The organism is Neomegalonema perideroedes DSM 15528, assembly GCF_000374145.1.
Classification (GTDB): domain Bacteria; phylum Pseudomonadota; class Alphaproteobacteria; order Rhodobacterales; family Rhodobacteraceae; genus Neomegalonema; species Neomegalonema perideroedes.
The window spans coordinates 14,740-30,848 of sequence record NZ_KB893668.1; the positions used below are offsets into that span (position 1 = coordinate 14,740).

Here is a 16,109-nt window from a genome sequence, read left to right on the forward strand (position 1 = left end):
AAATCGAAAGGAAGCCTTATGGCTGATGTCAACGATCTGCGGCGCAATCGCGCCGAAGCTTCCGCCCGCATGTCTGCGGAGGCGGATGCGCTCGAGGCTCTCGAGAACGCCGAGACGCCGGATCAAACCGCGATCTCGGCCGCTCAGAGCCGTTTCGACGCCGCGCGCGCCGATTTCAATAAGCTCGATAATCAGGTGACGCGCGCCGAAGAGACGGAATCCGCGCGGGCGGCCTCGGCGCGCGAAGTGGCGCCCGCGCCGCGCCGTCCGGCGGATGCGTCCAGGCCGGAGGATCTCGGCATGGAGGCCGGGCTTTATGTGCTCTCCTTGGCGGCCGTTGGCGGCGACACTGAAAAGGCGGCGCGCTACGCCGAGCGCAAACTCGGGGCTTCTCGCGTCGCGAATGAATTGACGGCGGCGCTCAACACAGGCGAGCCGGAGGCGGGCGGCGTGCTTGTGCCGGAGGTCTATTCGGCCGAACTGATCCGGCTCCTCTCCGCGCGCGCCGTGGTGCGTCAGGCGGGCGCGCGAGTCATCGATATGCCTGCCGGAAATATCCGCCGCGCTCGACAGATCGCCGCGCCGACCGCCTCTTATGGCGCGGAAGGCTCGGCCATTCTCGTTTCCGAGCCCGAATTCGACAAGGTGGATCTGAGCTTCAAACGGCTCTCCGGCATGATTCCCTTGACGAATAATCTGATCCGTCAGGGCTCGCCCTCCGTCGCCGCCTTCGTCCGCGATACGCTTGTGCACCACATGAGCTTGCGCGAGGATTTGGCCTTCATCCGTGATGATGGCACCGGCGACGCCCCCAAGGGACTTCGCTACTGGGCGAAATCCGCGCATGTCTATGCGGCCAACGCCACGACGAACGCCGGGACGGTCGCGCGGGATATTCGCAAGGCCGTCGCGCTGGTCGAGGATAGCGGCGTCTCCATGACGCGGCCGGGCTGGTTCATGCGGCCGAGCACGCGCGCTTATCTCGCCGAGCTCACCAACGCCTCCGGCGCGAAGCTCTATCCGGAGATCGACAGCTCCAACACGCTGCTCGGCTATCCGATCCACAAAGCGGCGCATATTCCGGGCAACCTCGGCGGCGGCACCCATACCGAGATTTATTTCGCCGATTTCTGGGAAATCGTGATCGGCGACTCCCTGAGTCTCGCGCTCGATATGAGCGATCAGGCCGGATACGTGGACGGGAGCGGCGATTATGTCTCCGCCTTCCAAAGGGATCTCACGCTGGTTCGCGCGATCTCCGAACATGATCTCGCGCCGGATCATGTCGAGGCCATTTCCGTGATCACCGGCGTCGGCTGGTCGCTCGCCGCCTGATCTTTCCCCTTTCTGATCTTCGGAGATTCCCATGCAGCAAGTTCGATTCATCAAAAAGCATCCGCCTTATAATGTTGGCGAGACGGCCGGATTCTCGGAGGCGGCGGCCGAAACGCTGCGGAAAAGCGGCTATGTCGAATTCGTCGAAGCGAAGAGCTCGGCCGCCAAGGGCGCGACGGCCAAAGGTTCCGCGACCAAGGCCGGCGACGGCGCGGCGGCGACCTGACGTCATGCGGATACTCGCTCCGCCCGCCGTGGCGGCCGTGACGATCGGCGAGCTCAAGGCGCGCGCTCGGATCGATCATGCGCATGAAGACGCCGTGCTTCAGGTCATGCTTGATGCGGCGATCTTGCATGTCGAGAAAAGCACGGGCCGCCCTCTCACGCCTCGGCGGGCGGCTTTCACCGTTCCGGCGGGCTTATCGCAATGGTGGTTTCCAGCCGCGCCCGTGCGCGAGCTGATCGCCGTGCGGGCGGATGGCGCAGAGATCGAGGGCGCGCGGCTGATCGGAGGATGGGATGAGCCGCGGCTTGCCCTGCCCTCCGGCCTCCAGTTTGATGAGCTCGAGGTCGAGGCCGAGATCGGCCTCGATCCTGGCGACGCCGCCGGAGCGGTTTTGCGCGACGCGATCTTGATGCTCGCCGCCGATCGCGCCCGATCGCGCGAGGCGACGGCCGAGGGCTCTCAAAGCCCCGTACCTTTTGGCCTGGTCGCGACGATCCGCAAAGAGCGGTATGCGCGGCCGCGTCTGGGCTTCGCTCTGGACGGGAGGGAGCGCTCATGATCTCCGCCGGAGATTATAACCGGCGCGTGATCTTTGAAGAGCGCGTGCTCTCGGCCTCGGCCGCCGCCGAAGATCCGCCCGCCCTGCCCCTAGATCCTCTCGCCGCCGATCCTCTCCTTGCGCCTGGCGGCGATCCGCTCGGAGATCCGCATATCTGGACGGCGCGCTTCGAGCGGTGGATGCAGCTCAAACCCTTGGCGTTGCAGGAAGCCGAGCAAGGGGCCGCGCTTGTCGGGAGCGGCCGTTGGATTGGGGAGGCGTTGCTCGATCCGGACACAGAGGCCGTCCGGCCGGAGACATGGCGTCTTCGGGCTGGCGAGCTGGTTTTCAATCTTCGGGGCGTCGCCGATCCGGACGGACGGCGGAGGCGTCTCTCCTTCACTCTTGAAGAGGGGGTTGCGACATGAGCCAGCAGCTCAAGCGGCTGCAATGGAAGTTCGCCAAGCTGAATCGCGGCATGGTCGCCGCCTCGAGGACGACGCTCGAGGCCGGAGCGGCCCGGATCGTCGCCATGCAGAAACGCCTTGCGCCGAAGGATTCCGGCGAGCTTCGCGACGCGATCATGTGGGAGACGAAGAAGGGAACGGCTTCAACCCGTGTTTTCGTGAATTACAGCAAGAGCAACGGAAAGCCGCGCGCGCCTCACGCCCATTTGGTCGAGTTCGGAACCGGCCCGCATGTGATCGAGAGCGAGCGGCCCATGGGCGCGGGCGGCGTCTTCGGGCGGCGGGTCGAGCATCCGGGAACGCCTGCGCAACCGTTCTTCTATCCGGCCTATAGGTCCGAACGCCCGAAGCTGAAACGTGAAGCGCGCAATGCGCTCCGCGAAGCCGCGAAGAGGGCCGTTCGTGGCGGGTGAAGGAGATCATTCTCTCGCCCTGATGGGCGCGGCGAGAGCGGCGCTCCTAGCGAATCCCCGCGTCGCGGCCTTCGTCGGGAATCGAGTTTATGAATCGGTCCCGTCTCGGATCGCTTGGCCTTACTTGACGATTTCGGACGGCGGCGGCGTCGCGGCCTTCAGCTCCGAATATGAGGGCGATGATCTCGCTTTTGAAATCCACGTTTGGAGCCGCCACACCAACGGGACCTCGAGCGAATGCCGCCTGATCTGCGCCGCCGTCCAGGCGGCCTTGCATGATGCGGATCTTGATCTCGGATCCGGCGCGGCCCTCTCCAGTCTGGCGCGGCGCTCGCGTCGGACATTCCGAGATCCTGACAATCTCACATGGCACGGCGTCGTCGTCTTTGAGGCGCGCGTTGAAACTTCGGAGGACTAAATGTCTCGGTCTAAAACTGTGAACACGATGCTGATCCTCTTGGGCGATGGGGCGGCGACGGAAAACTTCACGTCGCCCTGCGCCCTCTCGACCAAGAGCTTGAAATTCTCGGCGCAGGTTCAGGAGGATGTGGTTTTCGACTGCCCTGGCGACGAGCCTGACGACTACGAGCCGAGCGCCGGATGGGTCGAGAAAGTGAAGACCGCTCTCTCCGCCGCCGTCACGGGCTCCGGCAAACTCGCTGGCGAAAACCAAGACGATTGGTGGACGTGGTTTCAGGGCGGAGACAAGAATATCCGCGTCTATCTCCGCTCGAAGGACAAGACCACGCTCAAGGGCTATTTCTCCATGATCGCGCTCCTCACGGATCTGGAGATCGGACAGGAGAGCGACACCGGCCTTGTTGATGTGTCCGTTTCGATTCAGGCGAGCGGGCCGGTCGCCTGGACGGCGGCTTAATCTATGCGGTCGCCATATGTCGAAATGGATTGGGGAGACGGTCGGCACCGTTTCGCCCTTCCGATCGGACGGCTTCGCGAATTGCAAGACAAGACGGCGGTGGGGCCTTATGCGCTTTACCGCCGTCTCTTGTCTGGGGATTGGCGAGTCGAGGATCTTGTCGAAACCTTGCGGCTCGGGCTGATCGGCGGCGGCCTCAAGCCGCCGGAGGCTCTGACGCTCACGCGGCGATATGTCGAAGATCGCCCGCTCCTGGAGAGCGTCACGCCCGCCTTGAGCGTGCTCGCATGGGCTTTGTTGCCTGACGCCGGAGCCGGAGATGAGGAAGAGGACGGCGAAAAGGGCGGTAAAAAAAAACCGAACCGGGGCCGGAGCCCCTCGAATTCGGGACCATCTATCGGAACGCTCTAGCAATGGGGCTCGGCCCGCGTGAGGCGGACGATCTCACTTTGTCCGAGTTCCGCCTCCTGATCCGCTCTTGGAATGAGCTTCACGGGTCCGATGAGGATGAGGCCGCCCCTCCCCCCTCCGATGATGATTATTTCGAGATGCTGGAGATGATCGGACATGGCTGAAGATCTCGAGCGCCTGACGCTCACGCTCGAAGCGCGCACGAAAGAATTTGAGAACGCGCTCAATCGCGCCCAAGGCGTCACGACTCGGCGGATGGCTGCGATGGAGCAAAGAGCGCGGGCCATGTCGCGCAATGTTCAAGCCGCCATGGCTGGAGCTTTCGCGAGCTTCGGAGCGGCTCAGATTGGCCGCGAGGCGATCACTCTGGCGGCGGATTTCGAAGGCGCCTTGATCCGCGTGCGGGTCGCGGCGAGCGCCTCGGCGGATGAAATGCGCGCTCTTGACGCCGCCGCGCGCGAGATGGGCCGATCGCCTTTCGGCGTGACGGCGAACGAAGCCGCCAACGCCTTTGAAATCCTCGCTCGCAACGGCTTGAGCGTGCGCGAGATTCTGGACGGCGCGGCGCAAAGCTCGCTCCTCTTGGCGCGCGCTATGGGCGCAGACCTTTCGGCCGCCGCCGATCTGGCGACGGATGTCATGGGCCAATTCAAAATCTCGGCTAAGGACATGGGCGGGATCGTGGATCAGATCGCCGGAGCCGCCAACGCCTCGAAATTCACGTTTGACGATTTCCGCTATGCGATCGCGAACGCGGGCGGCGTGGCGGCGACGGCCGGTCTTTCCTTTGAAGATATGATGCGCGCGCTCGCCGGAACCGCGAGCCAATTCGCGGCGGGCGCGGACGCCGGAACCGCCCTTCGGACGTTCCTTCTTCGCCTTGTGCCTGCGAGCAAGGAAGCGGGCGAAGAGATGAAGCGCCTCGGCATGTCCTTTTATGACGCCCAAGGCAATCTCAAGGACATGCCTGCCATAGCCGAGACTCTCCGCACGTCTCTCGCCGGGCTCTCCGAGGAAGCCAAAACCAACTCTCTGAAAGTCATCTTTGGAGATGATGCGATCAGAACGGCGGCGGCGTTGGCCGATCAGGGCGCGGCCGGGATCAACCGGCTCGCGGAAGCGATCGGGCGCGTTTCGGCGCAAGATCAGGCTCAGGCGCGCATGGAAGGATTCAACGGGGCCTTGCTCGAGCTCCGCGCGGCCTGGGAAGATTTTCTGCTGACGGCCGCGGATCAAGGCGGGCTCGAGGCGGCGACGGCGGCGGTCGAGCGACTGACAAGCGCCGTCCAGTTTCTCGGCGAGAATTTCGGGACGATCTATCCTTGGATCGAGCGGCTCGCCACGGCGCTTGCGGCCGTGCTGGTGGCGCGTGGTCTGAATTTCGCGGCGGGCCGTGCGATCGCGATGGGCGCGACTCTGATCAGTCTCGCTCGCAACATAGGCGCGACAACCGCCGTAACGGCCCGGCTCGGCATAGCGATGAGCGCTCTCGGCGGCCCGCTCGGCTTTGTTATCGCCTTGGCTGGCGTCACGTTTTTAGAGTTCGCTCGATCGGCGAAAACCGCGAGCGAGCGGCTCGAGGATATAGAGCAAGCCGCCTTCGAGGTCGGCGGCGCTTATGAAAAACTCCGCGAGCTCGAGGGGCAGCTCAAGACGGATCGCGAGGACCTGAAGCGCGCCTCCGAGGCCTACGCGGCGGCCGTGCGCGATGAAGGAACGGCGGCGCAAGAAACCGCCGCGCGTGAGCTCGAGGCGATCCGCCAGAGAGTCGCGGGACGCGAGGCCCTGCGGGCGGCGCTGTTAGACGAAGCTGAAAACAAGCTGTTTGACGCGCAGCAATCCCGCGATGAGATGCGCGACAGCGTGGGAGACGGCGCGCGCGCGCTGATCGGCGCTCAACTGGATTTCTTGCTGAACGCGATCAAAGAGGAAGGAAGCAGCGCGACGCGCGCGATCCTCCAAGCCGAGGTCGATAAGATCGGCGAGACGATGGAGGCCGGAGAGGACGCCCTCCGCGCCTATGCGCTCCAAGTGGCGCGAGAGGCCCGCGCGCGGGGCGACATGCACCCACGCCAGAGAGAGTTTTCGGATTCGAATACCGCTCTCGAAAAGGCTGAGGAGGCGCTCGAGCGGCTCGAGGCTCGGCGCGACGCCCTCGCGAATCCTCTGCCCGTGCCGGAAGTTCCAGCGGCGACAACGCCGCCGCGTGTTTTGCCGCCGAAGCCGGAGGGCGGATCGTCGGGCGGCGAGACGCCAGAGCAGGTTTTGGCGCGGATGCGCGCCGAGCTCGAGGCCGTCGGGCGCGAGATGGCCGAGCTTGACGCCGTGACGCGGCAAGCTTTGACGGCGAGCGGCGCGGCCGGACTGGAGGCGCTCGAGGCCGCGATCTATTCGACCGAGGCGCGAATCCGCGTGGCGAAGGCGATGGAAGACGCGCGAATCCCAGAGGGGGCGACGGCGACGCAAGCGGAGGAGATCCGCGCGGCCGCTGCGACGCTCGAAGAGGCGCGGATCAGAACGGAGGCCCTGCGGGATGGTTTACGTGATCGCACGCGCGGCCTCGGCGAAGAGATCGCGGCCGAGGCCAAGGCTCTCGAGGCGCGGGCGCAAGGCGAAGCGTCCTTATCTGCTTATACGGCGGCCTTGGAAGGCAACCGCGCGGCCTCCGCGCGCCTGCTCTCCGCCGCCCAAGAGGGCGAAGAGGCGCACGCGCAAACGACGCGCGCGCTTGCGGAGGCCAAAAGCCGCGCGGACGCTCTCAAAGAGGCGGAAGACGAGCTAGCACGCGCCAAGGCGAACGGCGTTGCAATCTCGGAAGATCAGGCGGCGGCCGTGCGCTCCGCCGCCGTCGCCGTGGTTGAGGCCGAAGCGGCCGTGCGTCAGGCGCTCGAGGAACGGCGGAAGGCAGAAGAAGCGGCCGAGGCCGCCAAGCGCCGAGACGCCGGAGCCGAGACTCTGCGGGCTTACGCCGCCGAGATCGAGGCGCGCACGGCCGCCGCCGGGCGGTTGCTCGCCGCTGCGCAAGAAAGCGACGCCGCGCACGCCGCCGAGGCCCAATCGATCGATGAGGCGCGCGCGGCCGCCGAAGCCCTGACAAGCGCGGAAGAAGTTCTGACGGCCGCCAAGGCGGCGGGCGTGGCGATCTCCGACGCACAAGCCGAAAGCTTGCACGCGGCCGCCGTCGCCGCCGTCCAGGGCGAAGCCGCCGTGCGGCGCGCGCTTGAGGAACGGCGGAAGGCCGAAGAAGCCGCCGCCGAGGCGAAGCGCCGCGATGAGGCGGCGCGATCTCTTGCGGATACGATGGATCGAACCGAACGCGAGCTCGAGCGCCAAAAGGCCCTCGAGACGGCGGCGGGAGAGAGCGTCTCGGCATATGAGGAACGGGCGGCCGCGCAAGAGCTGCAACGGAAATCCGATGAAGCTCTTGCGGCCGCCGAGGCGGCCTTGGCCGAGGCCGAAAAGGCGGGCGCGGCGGCGAGTAAGGACGCCGCCGCGCGATTCCGCGAAGCGGCTCAAGAGCGCGTCGCGGCGGAGGATAGGACGCGCAAGGCGATCGAGGCGCGACAGAAGCAAGAGGATCTCGACAAGCGCGCCTCGGAGGCTCTCGAAGATGCGCGGCGCGGCGTGACGGCGGCGCGGGAGAGGACGGCCGATATAGGCATGTCGCCGGAAACGCTCAGGGCGCGAGAAGCCGCACGGCTCGCCGATGAGCGCGTGCGGCGTCTTGAAATTCCAGAGGGCGCGACGGCGGGCGGTCAGGACGCCGCCTCGCTCCGAACGACGATCCAAGGCGAGGAGGCGAAGCGATTAGCCGCAGAGGCCGAGGGAGAGATGCGCACGCGCGCGCTTGAGCTGCTCGAGGCGCAAACCTCGGCCGAAGAAGCGATCAACGAAAAGATCCGCGATACGATCGGCCTTCAAGGCGCGCTCGCGGCCTTGATCCGAGATCGCGCCCTCGCTCAAGGCGACACGGCGGCGGCGGCGCAAGCCGAGGCCGAAGCTCAAAGGATCGTGGCGGAGGAAGTGCGCCAGCTCGAGCTTGCGAAATCCGGCCTGGCGGAGATCGCGGAAGCGGGCGGAACCGGGTTGGCCGGAGCCCTGGAGAGCGTCGTTTTCAAGGCCAAGGACGCGCGGGCGGCGATCAGCGATCTGATTCTAGAAGTGAGCAAGCTCGCCTTTCAGAAGGCCGTGACGCAACCGCTCGGAAACTTCCTTGGCAACATCGCCGGGAATCTCTTCTCCGGCGGCGCATCATCGTCTGTGGGAAACGCGGTGGCCGGAAGCCTCAAGCTCGCCGAGGGCGGCAAGGTGCGCGGCCCTGGGGGCCCAACGGACGATCAGATTTTGGCGCGACTGTCTGACGGCGAATATGTCGTGAGAGCGCGCGCCGTGCGGAAACATCTCCCTCTTCTGGAGGCGATCAACCGGCATCCGGAACTTCCGGCGTTCGCGGCGGGCGGCGGCGTCGGGCGTATGCCCGCCCTAACTCTGCCAAGCCTTCCGAATGTCGAGGCGCGGGCGGCCGCGTCCAGAACCGCGCCTGGAGAGGTCTTCGCCTCCCCTACCCGCCATGCGACCACCAATAATTTTTATATCTCCACTCCGGACGTCCAAGGCTTCCGGCGGAGCGAAACCCAAATCGCGGCCGCAATGCAGCGCATGGCCGCACGAGGCAGGAGGAATTTGTGATGCCTCTCGACGTGTTATCTCCCTCGCCTCTGCTGAGCGCGCTCCGCGATTGGCCGCGCGCCTTGCGGCGTGCTCATATCCCCAACCTGGAGCGCCTCACACCGATATATCGCGCGCGGGCGCTGCGGGTGCTGGAGCGCCTCGATACGCTGGCCGTGCTGCTGACTCTAGCGGAGCGCCCCGGTCTGAGCCTCAACGCGCTGGCGCTTCATGTCGCGCCGCCGCGTGTGTCAGGCATGTACAACACGCTGCGCATCATCACACTCCCAATCCTGTCTGAAGTTGGTTGGCTCACAAACCTTGAGCAGCTCGGCAAGACGAAGGCCGCGCATCGCTATAGGCTGGAGCTGAGCCCCGCAGGGCAGGATTTTCTTTCCTACTATCTCAGCGGTTTAGAGGCTGCGGATGACGGACTTCCATGACGTTCTTTTCCCCCTGCGCCTTTCCGTAGGCTCAAGCGCGTCGCCGGAAAGACTGACCCGGATCGTCGCTCATGGCGGCGGGGAGAAACGCGCCGCCGCTTGGCGCAGCTCTCGGCGGCGCTTCGACGCGACCTTGCGTCTCCGACCGCATGACGAATTATATAGGCTGGTCGAGTTCTTCGAGGCGCGGCGCGGGAAGCTCTATGGCTTCCGGTGGCGCGACTTCACAGACTGGAAATCCTGCGATCGGAAGAAAGCCCCCGTCGCCACAGATCAGCTCTTGGGGATCGGCGATGGCGAGACGAGGGCTTTTCAGCTTGTGAAGAACTATCTCTCCGGCGGCGGCTCATATGCTCGGCCGATCTATAAGCCGGTCGAGGGCTCGATCCTCGCGGCCGTCGAAGGCGTTCAAGCTGCACCGATCGTCTCGGCGACGGGCCTGCTCACGTTCGCCACGCCTCCGGCGGAGGGCGCGCGCGTGACGGCGGGATTTCTGTATGACGTGCCTGTGCGCTTCGATACGGATTATCTTCCGATCCATTTGGTGAGCCGCACGCATGGATCCGTCGAAGATTTGCCCGTGGTCGAGATCCGACCACGGGCCGCAGGCTGAGGCATAAGGGGGCGCGCATATGCACCCCCTGCCCGTTCATGGCCTCCGACGCAAACTCGCAAGGCTGTGCACCAGAAGTATGAGGAGGGCCATTTTCAGCTCGCTCGTTGCGGAGATCATCTCGGTGGCAGTGGAGAGGTCGATCATAAAAATCACCCAAAATCAAAATATTGCGATGATTCTCAAGCTACCGTCACGACCACCCGCGATGTGAGAGGAATCGGTTTTAGGCGGCGCGCGCCGCCGGATTCGGGGTCAGGCGAGCGCCGTTCCGGATCAAGAGGCCTTCGGCTTCAAGGTCGAGCTGGATCCGGCCCGCGACCTGATCAGAAACTCCGGTCGCCTTGCGGATGGCGGAGAGGCCGCCCGTCTTGAGATCGCCGGATTTGATAGCTTGTCTAGCCTTCTCAATAGCCTGCTGATAGCTGGCGGCGCGGCGATGCGGCGGGAGGCCGTAGCGCTCTCCCCCCTGCCCTTCTCCTTCGGCAGGCTCCTCTTGGGCTGGATCTTCCTTTGGAACGGCGGACAGGCTCCAGTCGTCACGCGACTTCGCAAAGGGCATGGCTCGGCCACGCCGCTCGGCGACCGGTTCAACCGGGGCCGGATCTGGCACAGGGCGCAGGGCCGGGCGTTCGCGGATCACGATCGGCGAACCGCCGCCGCTCTGATCCGCGCGCTTGAGCGCATCGGCAATGCCTCGGCCGGTCACAAAGGCCAAGAAGAGTCGCGCGAGCTCCATAAGGATATTCACGAACACGCTAAACCCGAAAATGAATCCTTCAGTGTCCGTCCCGAAAACTCGCGCCACGGACGCCATAACGGCCGAGGTCGCGCCGCCGCCTTCGGTTTTGGCGCGCTCCATGCTCGCGAGAGCTTGAGGCGCGGCCGAGGTCGCGGCGGCTTCGGCGGCTTGGCTTTGGCTGAGGTCGTAACGGGCGCGCTCGATCGCCGAAACCAATCCGGCGTGCTCGGGGTGGCTTGGATCCTGACGCCGGTTATAGGCCGCCGAACCGGCCTCCCAGGTCGCGGCGACTTGCGCGCGCCACGCGCTCAAGGCCGCCTCGGCCTCTCTCACTCTCCCCTCCCCTTCTGTGACGCTGCGAGCCGCGCTCGAGGCGCGCGCGGAGGCCGCTTCGGCTTGGGTCTTGGCGAGCTGGTAAGCATCAGTTTTGAGGGCGTCCGCTTCGACTCCGCCTTGCATCATGAGCATTATGCAAAGCGTGCTGGTGATGATCGAATAGAGGGCAAGGCCCGCGAGGATCACAAGGCCAGACAGTTTTGCGAGGCCGGTCAGCATGGCGAGGCGGACGGCGAGCACATGCGCCGCAAAGATCAGGCTCGCGGCGGTCAGCACCATGAAAACGCGGTCGCCGGTTCCAAGGAGGGCCTCCCCTCCGACAACGGAAGCGCCGCCGAGATCCGCGAAATAGAACATCGCGCGGGCGGCGAAATAGCTGTTGATGAGAAGCAAGAACCACGTCAGCGGGCCGATGAAACCCGTCCAGCGGCTCGCCTCGCGCACTTGCCGATCGGCGGCTTTCGCGTCCGCCTCTTCGACCTTGCGCCGGACTTCGGCGGCGGCGGCGGGCGTCATTGTCCGCCCCCGATCGCCGAGGGCTGGCAGGCCTGTTTATGGATAGGATGGACTCGCCCCGTCGCGGGGCTTAAATGCGTCTTGCGCATGGCCTGACTCCTGTAAGTCGGGTTATGTGAAGCGATGCGGAGGAGGCTCAATTCCTCCGCATCGCGCCTGACGATATGCCTCCGGCGACTCTCGCACAAGCTGAATTTAACCCTGTTGCGGGGCGTCCCTCCCTTCCCCTCCCTTGTCCCTGTTTCCATCCCTCTATCGACTATAGAGGGTTGATCCGCCTTGCGGCCGTGAAACCGGGTCAAACGCATATCGCCGAGGCAACCACTTTGACCCTGAAAACAAACCTGCCTCCGGCGGCGCTGGCCGCTCTGGAGGAAGCCGCCGCATCCCTGAAATGCGAGGCGGCCATTCTCGCCGCGATCCTCGAGGTCGAGAGCGGATCCATCCGGGATGAATCCGCGCGCTTGAGCGCTCGCCGGTTCGAACCGCATGTCTTCCGGCGGATCACCGGCGGCGGGGCGGCGAGCCACGCCGGGGCCGCGCGGATCGATCCGGAGGCGGCCGAGGCGGCCTCGAGCCATGGCGCGGCGCAGATCATGGGACACCATGCGCAGGCGCTCGGCTACGCCTCGGCGCAGGCCATGCGCGCCGCGTTCCTCGAAGGCGGATGGGAAGAGCAGATCTCGGCCATGAGGCGTTACGCCGAGGCCACCGGCATGGGCGGGCCGTTGCGCGCGCTCTCCATTCCGGACGTCTCCGAGATCTACAACGGCCCGTCATATGCGCGGCTCGGCTATCACCTGAAGCTCTCCGCCGCATATGCCCGGATCTCCGGGAAGGCCGCCGCGCGAATCCTGCGCCTCGGCCATAGCGGCGAAGATGTTGAGCAGCTCCAAAAGGATCTCGAAGCCGCAGGATACAGCGTCGCGGCGGATGGAATCTTCGGGCCGAAAACGGAAGCCGCCGTGCGTCGCCTCCAGTCCGCCAAAGGGCTCCGGTCCGATGGTGTGGTGGGGGCCTTGACTTGGGCCGCGCTCGAGCGCGCCGGGTTTATGGAGGCGGTCGAAGAGCCACCAAGGCGGGTCGATCTCGAGCTCGACCGAGCCATGAGGCATCGCGGGAAGATCGGCGCGATCCTCGCCGCCCTAGCGACGTTCCGCGAAGAGGCCGCCGCATGGGCGGATCGCCTCCGGCTCGATCTCGGCGAGATCGCCGTGCGGATCTGGGCCGCGCTTTCAAACCTTTCGCCGGAGCAATGGGCGATCCTTCTGATCGCATCCGTCGTGCTCTGGCCTCATGTGGCGCCACGCGCCCGCCGCCTTGCGGGGCGGCTTCTCTAGCGACTTGGGGGAGTCGAGCTTGGATCAGAAATTAGATTGGATCGATCGATTGAGCGCGCTTTTGACGACGAAGGCCATGGCGGCGACAAGCGGAGCGGCGGCGGCGGGCGGCATGGCGGCCGAGCAAGTGCCGCGGCTGGCGGAGGCTTCGCTATTTCACGCCTTCGGATATGCGGTCACGCTTCCGGCCCTCTCCATGATCGTCGCGATCCTCGCGGGGCTTCTGACGGTCTTCAAGCCGCTGATCGTCGCCGGGCTTCGCCGGAGCTTCCGATGATCGCCGCGCTTTGGAGCTTGCTTCGGTCCTTCGCGCCATGGCTCGCCGCGCCTCTGGCGGCCTCGATCGCATGGGGCGCGCGGGACTGGACGGCGGCGGGGGAGGCGAAAGCGGCCGCAGCTCGCTCGCGGGAAATTTGCGAGCTGACTTGGCGGACGAAAGAAGCGCTCGCGGAAGCTCAGGCGGAAAGGTCGCGCCGTGAAATCGAGAATCATATGCGGGGCGTGCGCCCTGATCCTGGCCTTGTTCCTGACCGGCTGCGGGAGGGGTCATTCTTCGCCAATCCTGACGCGCTTCGTGACAGCCTGCCCGCCGGTCGAGGCTCTGACGGAGCGACGCCGCCTTGAACTGATCGAGGCGCTCGAGGCGGCGCGAGAGCAGCTCGAGCCGCGCCATTCGGAATCGCTCCGCGCCGCCGTGGCGGATTGGGGAGCCATGCGCGATCAGGCGCGGATTTGCTCGGCGCGATCTTCTTAAGCAACCGGCGCGGCCTTTATGGTCGCGCCGGTTTTCGGCGTTCTGATCACTCGGCGTTCAGGCGCTCAAGCACAACGCGCCGTATAAAGCTCGCGCGCTTCTCGCCGGTGCGGGCAGCTACTGCGTCCAGTCTGGCGAGGTCCGCCTGATCAAGGAAAAGTTCAACTTTCGCTTTCGCGGCCGCCTTCGGCTTGGCGGCGTCTGGCGCGGCGGAGATGAAGGCGGAGGGATCAGGCGCGGGAGAGAGGGCGGGGGAGAGCTTCTTGCGGATTGTCATGATGTACACCTGATATATACATTATTATTACATTCAAAATACATGATTATCACATGCTGAAAACCTGAGAAACAAGGGCCTCGATCTCCGCCACGGATTTAGGATCGCGCCGGACGGCCTCGGCGGCTGATCTCCCGCCGCCCGCCGCGTCGGCTATGGACTTGCGCCGCCCTATGCCTGGAGAGATCAGCTTGAAAGGCTCGACCACGGCGGCTGCGGCGGCCTCATTGTCGCCGCCTCTTGAATCCGCCTGATTGATCACGGCGAAGGCCTTAATCGGCTCGGCCCTGTAGGCTTCGGCCTCCTTGATCAAGGCGGCAATGTCTTCGAGCGCCCAAACGTCGAAGGTTCTAGGGGCGAAGGGAGTCAAGACAACATCCGCCAGAACCAAGGCGGCGCGGAGAGCCTCGCCGTCTCGGCCGCCAACATCGATCACAACATCATCGAATTTCGGGCCTTGGAGGCGGAGCTGATCGCGAAGCGTGGCGGCCGTGGTGAATTGAGAGCAGGCGAGGGGAGGGGAGAGATCATCGGCGGCGCGTTGGGCGATGGCGGCTTGCGCGGTTCCTTGCCGGTCGGCATCGATCAACCACACATCGCGGCCCGCTCTCGCCCTCTCTATGGCGAGATTCAAGGCGATGGTGGTTTTCCCAACGCCGCCTTTCGTATGGGCGACGGCTATGATCATGACAGGTTTTCCCATGCTAGAGACATGAATCAATCATGCTTCTAGCATGATTATTACATGCAAACAACATGCCTCATATTTTCAAGACGCGGCGGCCATAGTCTCGCAATTCGCCGTCCGGCGACACATAGCGATAGAGCGTTCCGCGTGAGACGCCGAGCGTCTTCGCCAGTTCGTCAGGCTCCGTTTCTTTGGATTTCATGGCGGCGGCGGCGAGGCGGACTTGCGCCGCCGTGAGCGCGAAGCGACGGCCGCCCTTGCGGCCTCGAGCTCGAGCGGCGGCCAATCCTGCGCGGGTGCGCTCGCGGAGGATCTCCCGCTCGAATTCGGCGAGCATGGCGAAGAGGCGGAGCATCAAGCGCCCTTCAGGGGTCGAGGGGTCGAGGCCCGCGCCCGCGCCGGTCAGAACGCGCAACACCACGCCACGCGCCGCCAGAGCCTCGGCCGTCTCGATCAGGTGCGACAGGTTGCGGCCGAGGCGGTCGAGACGCCAAATAACCAATTCATCGCCGGAGCGCAGGGCGCGTAAGCACGCCTCCAGTCCGGGCCGGGCCTCGGCCGCGCCGCTCGCTCGATCTTCATAAACTTGATCGGGCGCGACGCCCGCCGCCTGGAGCGCGTCGCGCTGAAGGTCGAGGCTTTGCTCGGCCGTCGAAACTCTGGCGTAGCCTATGCGCATGACGCTCTCCGAGAAACCACAAACGACCATTTGAGCCGCCAGAGGGGAGGGGAGGGGTTTTCGAGGCCTTGGCGGCGATCCGCGACAGCATAAATCAACGCGCAATCAAAATCACACAAAGGGGGCGGCGCGTCCATTATGTGACGCGCCGCCCCTGAGCGTCTTCACTCAAACAATTCGGCGTGCGTGCCTGCCCTGGCGAATTGTATGGACTCGTTGTCGATCCGATAGATCAGAAGGAAATCCCCGCCGATGTGACATTCTCTGGCGTTCTTCCAATCGCCCTTCAGGGGATGATCCAACCATTCGGCTGAAAGAGGAGCTTCGTTCGAGATGAGGAGGAGCATGGCCTCCTTCAGCCTCTTCATGTCATAGCGCCCGGAGCGTGAGAGCCTTTCCCAATCTCTTTTAAACTCCTTCGTATAATCGGAGACGCGCGGGAGGTTCGTCCGCTTTTCAGCGGCGGTCTTTTTCGAGGTCATCAAACAGATCCTGCGCGGAGGCGAAACGACCCTTGCGGGCCGCGCGGATCGCCTCGGCCTCTTCGAGGGCGGCGCGGGTCTTGGCGTTGGGGGTGGTGAGTTCGAAGGGGATGGCCTTCTCGCGGGCGATGCGGGTCAGGGTCATCCGCATCACGTCGGAAACGGTGAGGCCCAGTTCCTTCAGGACGGCGGCCGCGTCATCGCGCAGATCCTCCTCAATTCGAACCCGGACAAAGGCGTTCGCGGTCATAGTCGGCCTCCCATTGGCACTTGATTAGGCTACAGGAAATGTAGCCCAAATGAG

19 protein-coding genes are annotated in these 16,109 nt (G+C 64.9%); 13 read left to right on the forward strand and 6 right to left on the reverse strand.

Annotation, left to right across the window (positions count from 1 at the left end; genetic code table 11):
- Nucleotides 1–18: 18 nt before the first annotated feature.
- The 11 genes from B161_RS0115700 (at nt 19) to B161_RS0115755 (ending at nt 9,991) form a co-directional block, all read left to right on the forward strand.
- Nucleotides 19–1,335, forward strand: coding sequence for a phage major capsid protein (locus B161_RS0115700; protein WP_018634401.1), 1,317 nt, complete (start codon nt 19–21; stop codon nt 1,333–1,335).
- Nucleotides 1,336–1,366: 31 nt separating this feature from the next.
- Nucleotides 1,367–1,561, forward strand: a complete 195-nt coding sequence (locus tag B161_RS19695; RefSeq protein WP_018634402.1) for a hypothetical protein — start codon at nt 1,367–1,369, stop codon at nt 1,559–1,561.
- A 4-nt stretch (nt 1,562–1,565) separates the two neighbouring features.
- On the forward strand, nt 1,566–2,120 hold the full coding sequence (locus B161_RS0115710; protein WP_018634403.1) for a head-tail connector protein: 555 nt from the start codon (nt 1,566–1,568) through the stop codon (nt 2,118–2,120).
- Nucleotides 2,117–2,527 carry a head-tail adaptor protein gene (locus tag B161_RS0115715; RefSeq protein ID WP_018634404.1) on the forward strand — a complete coding sequence of 137 codons (411 nt, stop codon included), beginning with the start codon at nt 2,117–2,119 and terminating at the stop codon, nt 2,525–2,527. Before B161_RS0115710 ends, B161_RS0115715 begins: the two co-directional genes overlap by 4 nt.
- On the forward strand, nt 2,524–2,979 hold the full coding sequence (locus B161_RS18350) for an HK97-gp10 family putative phage morphogenesis protein (protein ID WP_018634405.1): 456 nt from the start codon (nt 2,524–2,526) through the stop codon (nt 2,977–2,979). Before B161_RS0115715 ends, B161_RS18350 begins: the two co-directional genes overlap by 4 nt.
- Nucleotides 2,936–3,397: a DUF3168 domain-containing protein gene (locus tag B161_RS0115725; protein ID WP_083923008.1), complete on the forward strand. Its 462-nt coding sequence runs from the start codon at nt 2,936–2,938 to the stop codon at nt 3,395–3,397. Before B161_RS18350 ends, B161_RS0115725 begins: the two co-directional genes overlap by 44 nt.
- Nucleotides 3,398–3,856, forward strand: a complete 459-nt coding sequence (locus B161_RS0115730) for a phage tail tube protein (RefSeq protein WP_157755680.1) — start codon at nt 3,398–3,400, stop codon at nt 3,854–3,856.
- Between the two features lie 24 nt (nt 3,857–3,880).
- Complete coding sequence (locus B161_RS20360; protein WP_018634408.1) at nt 3,881–4,267, forward strand: gene transfer agent family protein; 387 nt, start codon at nt 3,881–3,883, stop codon at nt 4,265–4,267.
- 156 nt (nt 4,268–4,423) lie between these two features.
- Complete coding sequence (locus tag B161_RS0115745; RefSeq protein ID WP_018634410.1) at nt 4,424–8,956, forward strand: phage tail tape measure protein; 4,533 nt, start codon at nt 4,424–4,426, stop codon at nt 8,954–8,956.
- Complete coding sequence (locus tag B161_RS0115750) at nt 8,956–9,378, forward strand: hypothetical protein (RefSeq protein WP_018634411.1); 423 nt, start codon at nt 8,956–8,958, stop codon at nt 9,376–9,378. The genes B161_RS0115745 and B161_RS0115750 overlap by 1 nt, the downstream gene beginning before the upstream one ends.
- The gene (locus B161_RS0115755) at nt 9,362–9,991 is read left to right on the forward strand and encodes a DUF2460 domain-containing protein (protein WP_018634412.1); all 630 of its coding nucleotides are present in this window, start codon (nt 9,362–9,364) and stop codon (nt 9,989–9,991) included. The genes B161_RS0115750 and B161_RS0115755 overlap by 17 nt, the downstream gene beginning before the upstream one ends.
- A 226-nt stretch (nt 9,992–10,217) precedes the next feature.
- Here B161_RS0115755 and B161_RS19055 read toward each other — a convergent pair whose 3' ends face one another.
- Complete coding sequence (locus B161_RS19055) at nt 10,218–11,585, reverse strand: hypothetical protein (RefSeq protein WP_018634414.1); 1,368 nt, start codon at nt 11,583–11,585, stop codon at nt 10,218–10,220.
- Nucleotides 11,586–11,749: 164 nt separating this feature from the next.
- Here B161_RS19055 and B161_RS0115775 point away from each other — a divergent pair, with 164 nt between their 5' ends.
- Both B161_RS0115775 and B161_RS0115780 read left to right on the forward strand, forming a co-directional pair.
- Nucleotides 11,750–12,925, forward strand: a complete 1,176-nt coding sequence (locus B161_RS0115775) for an N-acetylmuramidase domain-containing protein (protein ID WP_169338285.1) — start codon at nt 11,750–11,752, stop codon at nt 12,923–12,925.
- A 49-nt stretch (nt 12,926–12,974) separates the two neighbouring features.
- Nucleotides 12,975–13,202 (forward strand): hypothetical protein, encoded by a 228-nt coding sequence (locus tag B161_RS0115780; protein WP_205619279.1) that lies wholly within the window; start codon nt 12,975–12,977, stop codon nt 13,200–13,202.
- A gap of 523 nt (nt 13,203–13,725) precedes the next feature.
- On the opposite strand, the gene B161_RS19700 is transcribed toward B161_RS0115780, so the two are convergent.
- The 5 genes from B161_RS19700 to B161_RS0115810 form a co-directional block, all read right to left on the reverse strand.
- Nucleotides 13,726–13,956, reverse strand: coding sequence for a hypothetical protein (locus tag B161_RS19700; RefSeq protein ID WP_018634418.1), 231 nt, complete (start codon nt 13,954–13,956; stop codon nt 13,726–13,728).
- A 49-nt stretch (nt 13,957–14,005) separates the two neighbouring features.
- The gene (locus tag B161_RS0115795) at nt 14,006–14,644 is read right to left on the reverse strand and encodes an AAA family ATPase (protein ID WP_018634419.1); all 639 of its coding nucleotides are present in this window, start codon (nt 14,642–14,644) and stop codon (nt 14,006–14,008) included.
- 73 nt (nt 14,645–14,717) lie between these two features.
- Nucleotides 14,718–15,323, reverse strand: a complete 606-nt coding sequence (locus tag B161_RS0115800; protein WP_018634420.1) for a recombinase family protein — start codon at nt 15,321–15,323, stop codon at nt 14,718–14,720.
- A gap of 164 nt (nt 15,324–15,487) precedes the next feature.
- Nucleotides 15,488–15,805 carry a type II toxin-antitoxin system YafQ family toxin gene (locus B161_RS0115805; protein WP_018634421.1) on the reverse strand — a complete coding sequence of 106 codons (318 nt, stop codon included), beginning with the start codon at nt 15,803–15,805 and terminating at the stop codon, nt 15,488–15,490.
- The gene (locus tag B161_RS0115810; RefSeq protein WP_018634422.1) at nt 15,780–16,055 is read right to left on the reverse strand and encodes a type II toxin-antitoxin system RelB/DinJ family antitoxin; all 276 of its coding nucleotides are present in this window, start codon (nt 16,053–16,055) and stop codon (nt 15,780–15,782) included. The genes B161_RS0115805 and B161_RS0115810 overlap by 26 nt, the downstream gene beginning before the upstream one ends.
- Nucleotides 16,056–16,109 lie beyond the last annotated feature (54 nt).

Excerpts from the sequence above, each read along its gene's own strand:
- B161_RS0115710 (WP_018634403.1), top strand. The coding sequence starts at position 1,566 with ATGCGGATACTCGCTCCGCCCGCCGTGGCGGCCGTGACGATCGGCGAG.
- B161_RS19695 (WP_018634402.1), top strand. The coding sequence starts at position 1,367 with ATGCAGCAAGTTCGATTCATCAAAAAGCATCCGCCTTATAATGTTGGC.
- B161_RS0115805 (WP_018634421.1), bottom strand. The coding sequence starts at position 15,805 with ATGACCTCGAAAAAGACCGCCGCTGAAAAGCGGACGAACCTCCCGCGC.
- B161_RS0115700 (WP_018634401.1), top strand. The coding sequence starts at position 19 with ATGGCTGATGTCAACGATCTGCGGCGCAATCGCGCCGAAGCTTCCGCC.
- B161_RS18350 (WP_018634405.1), top strand. The coding sequence starts at position 2,524 with ATGAGCCAGCAGCTCAAGCGGCTGCAATGGAAGTTCGCCAAGCTGAAT.
- B161_RS0115775 (WP_169338285.1), top strand. The coding sequence starts at position 11,750 with ATGCCTCCGGCGACTCTCGCACAAGCTGAATTTAACCCTGTTGCGGGG.
- B161_RS0115725 (WP_083923008.1), top strand. The coding sequence starts at position 2,936 with ATGCGCTCCGCGAAGCCGCGAAGAGGGCCGTTCGTGGCGGGTGAAGGA.
- B161_RS19055 (WP_018634414.1), bottom strand. The coding sequence starts at position 11,585 with ATGACGCCCGCCGCCGCCGCCGAAGTCCGGCGCAAGGTCGAAGAGGCG.
- B161_RS0115795 (WP_018634419.1), bottom strand. The coding sequence starts at position 14,644 with ATGATCATAGCCGTCGCCCATACGAAAGGCGGCGTTGGGAAAACCACC.
- B161_RS19700 (WP_018634418.1), bottom strand. The coding sequence starts at position 13,956 with ATGACAATCCGCAAGAAGCTCTCCCCCGCCCTCTCTCCCGCGCCTGAT.
- B161_RS0115810 (WP_018634422.1), bottom strand. The coding sequence starts at position 16,055 with ATGACCGCGAACGCCTTTGTCCGGGTTCGAATTGAGGAGGATCTGCGC.
- B161_RS0115730 (WP_157755680.1), top strand. The coding sequence starts at position 3,398 with ATGTCTCGGTCTAAAACTGTGAACACGATGCTGATCCTCTTGGGCGAT.
- B161_RS0115750 (WP_018634411.1), top strand. The coding sequence starts at position 8,956 with ATGCCTCTCGACGTGTTATCTCCCTCGCCTCTGCTGAGCGCGCTCCGC.
- B161_RS0115745 (WP_018634410.1), top strand. The coding sequence starts at position 4,424 with ATGGCTGAAGATCTCGAGCGCCTGACGCTCACGCTCGAAGCGCGCACG.
- B161_RS0115800 (WP_018634420.1), bottom strand. The coding sequence starts at position 15,323 with ATGCGCATAGGCTACGCCAGAGTTTCGACGGCCGAGCAAAGCCTCGAC.
- B161_RS0115715 (WP_018634404.1), top strand. The coding sequence starts at position 2,117 with ATGATCTCCGCCGGAGATTATAACCGGCGCGTGATCTTTGAAGAGCGC.
- B161_RS20360 (WP_018634408.1), top strand. The coding sequence starts at position 3,881 with ATGGATTGGGGAGACGGTCGGCACCGTTTCGCCCTTCCGATCGGACGG.
- B161_RS0115755 (WP_018634412.1), top strand. The coding sequence starts at position 9,362 with ATGACGGACTTCCATGACGTTCTTTTCCCCCTGCGCCTTTCCGTAGGC.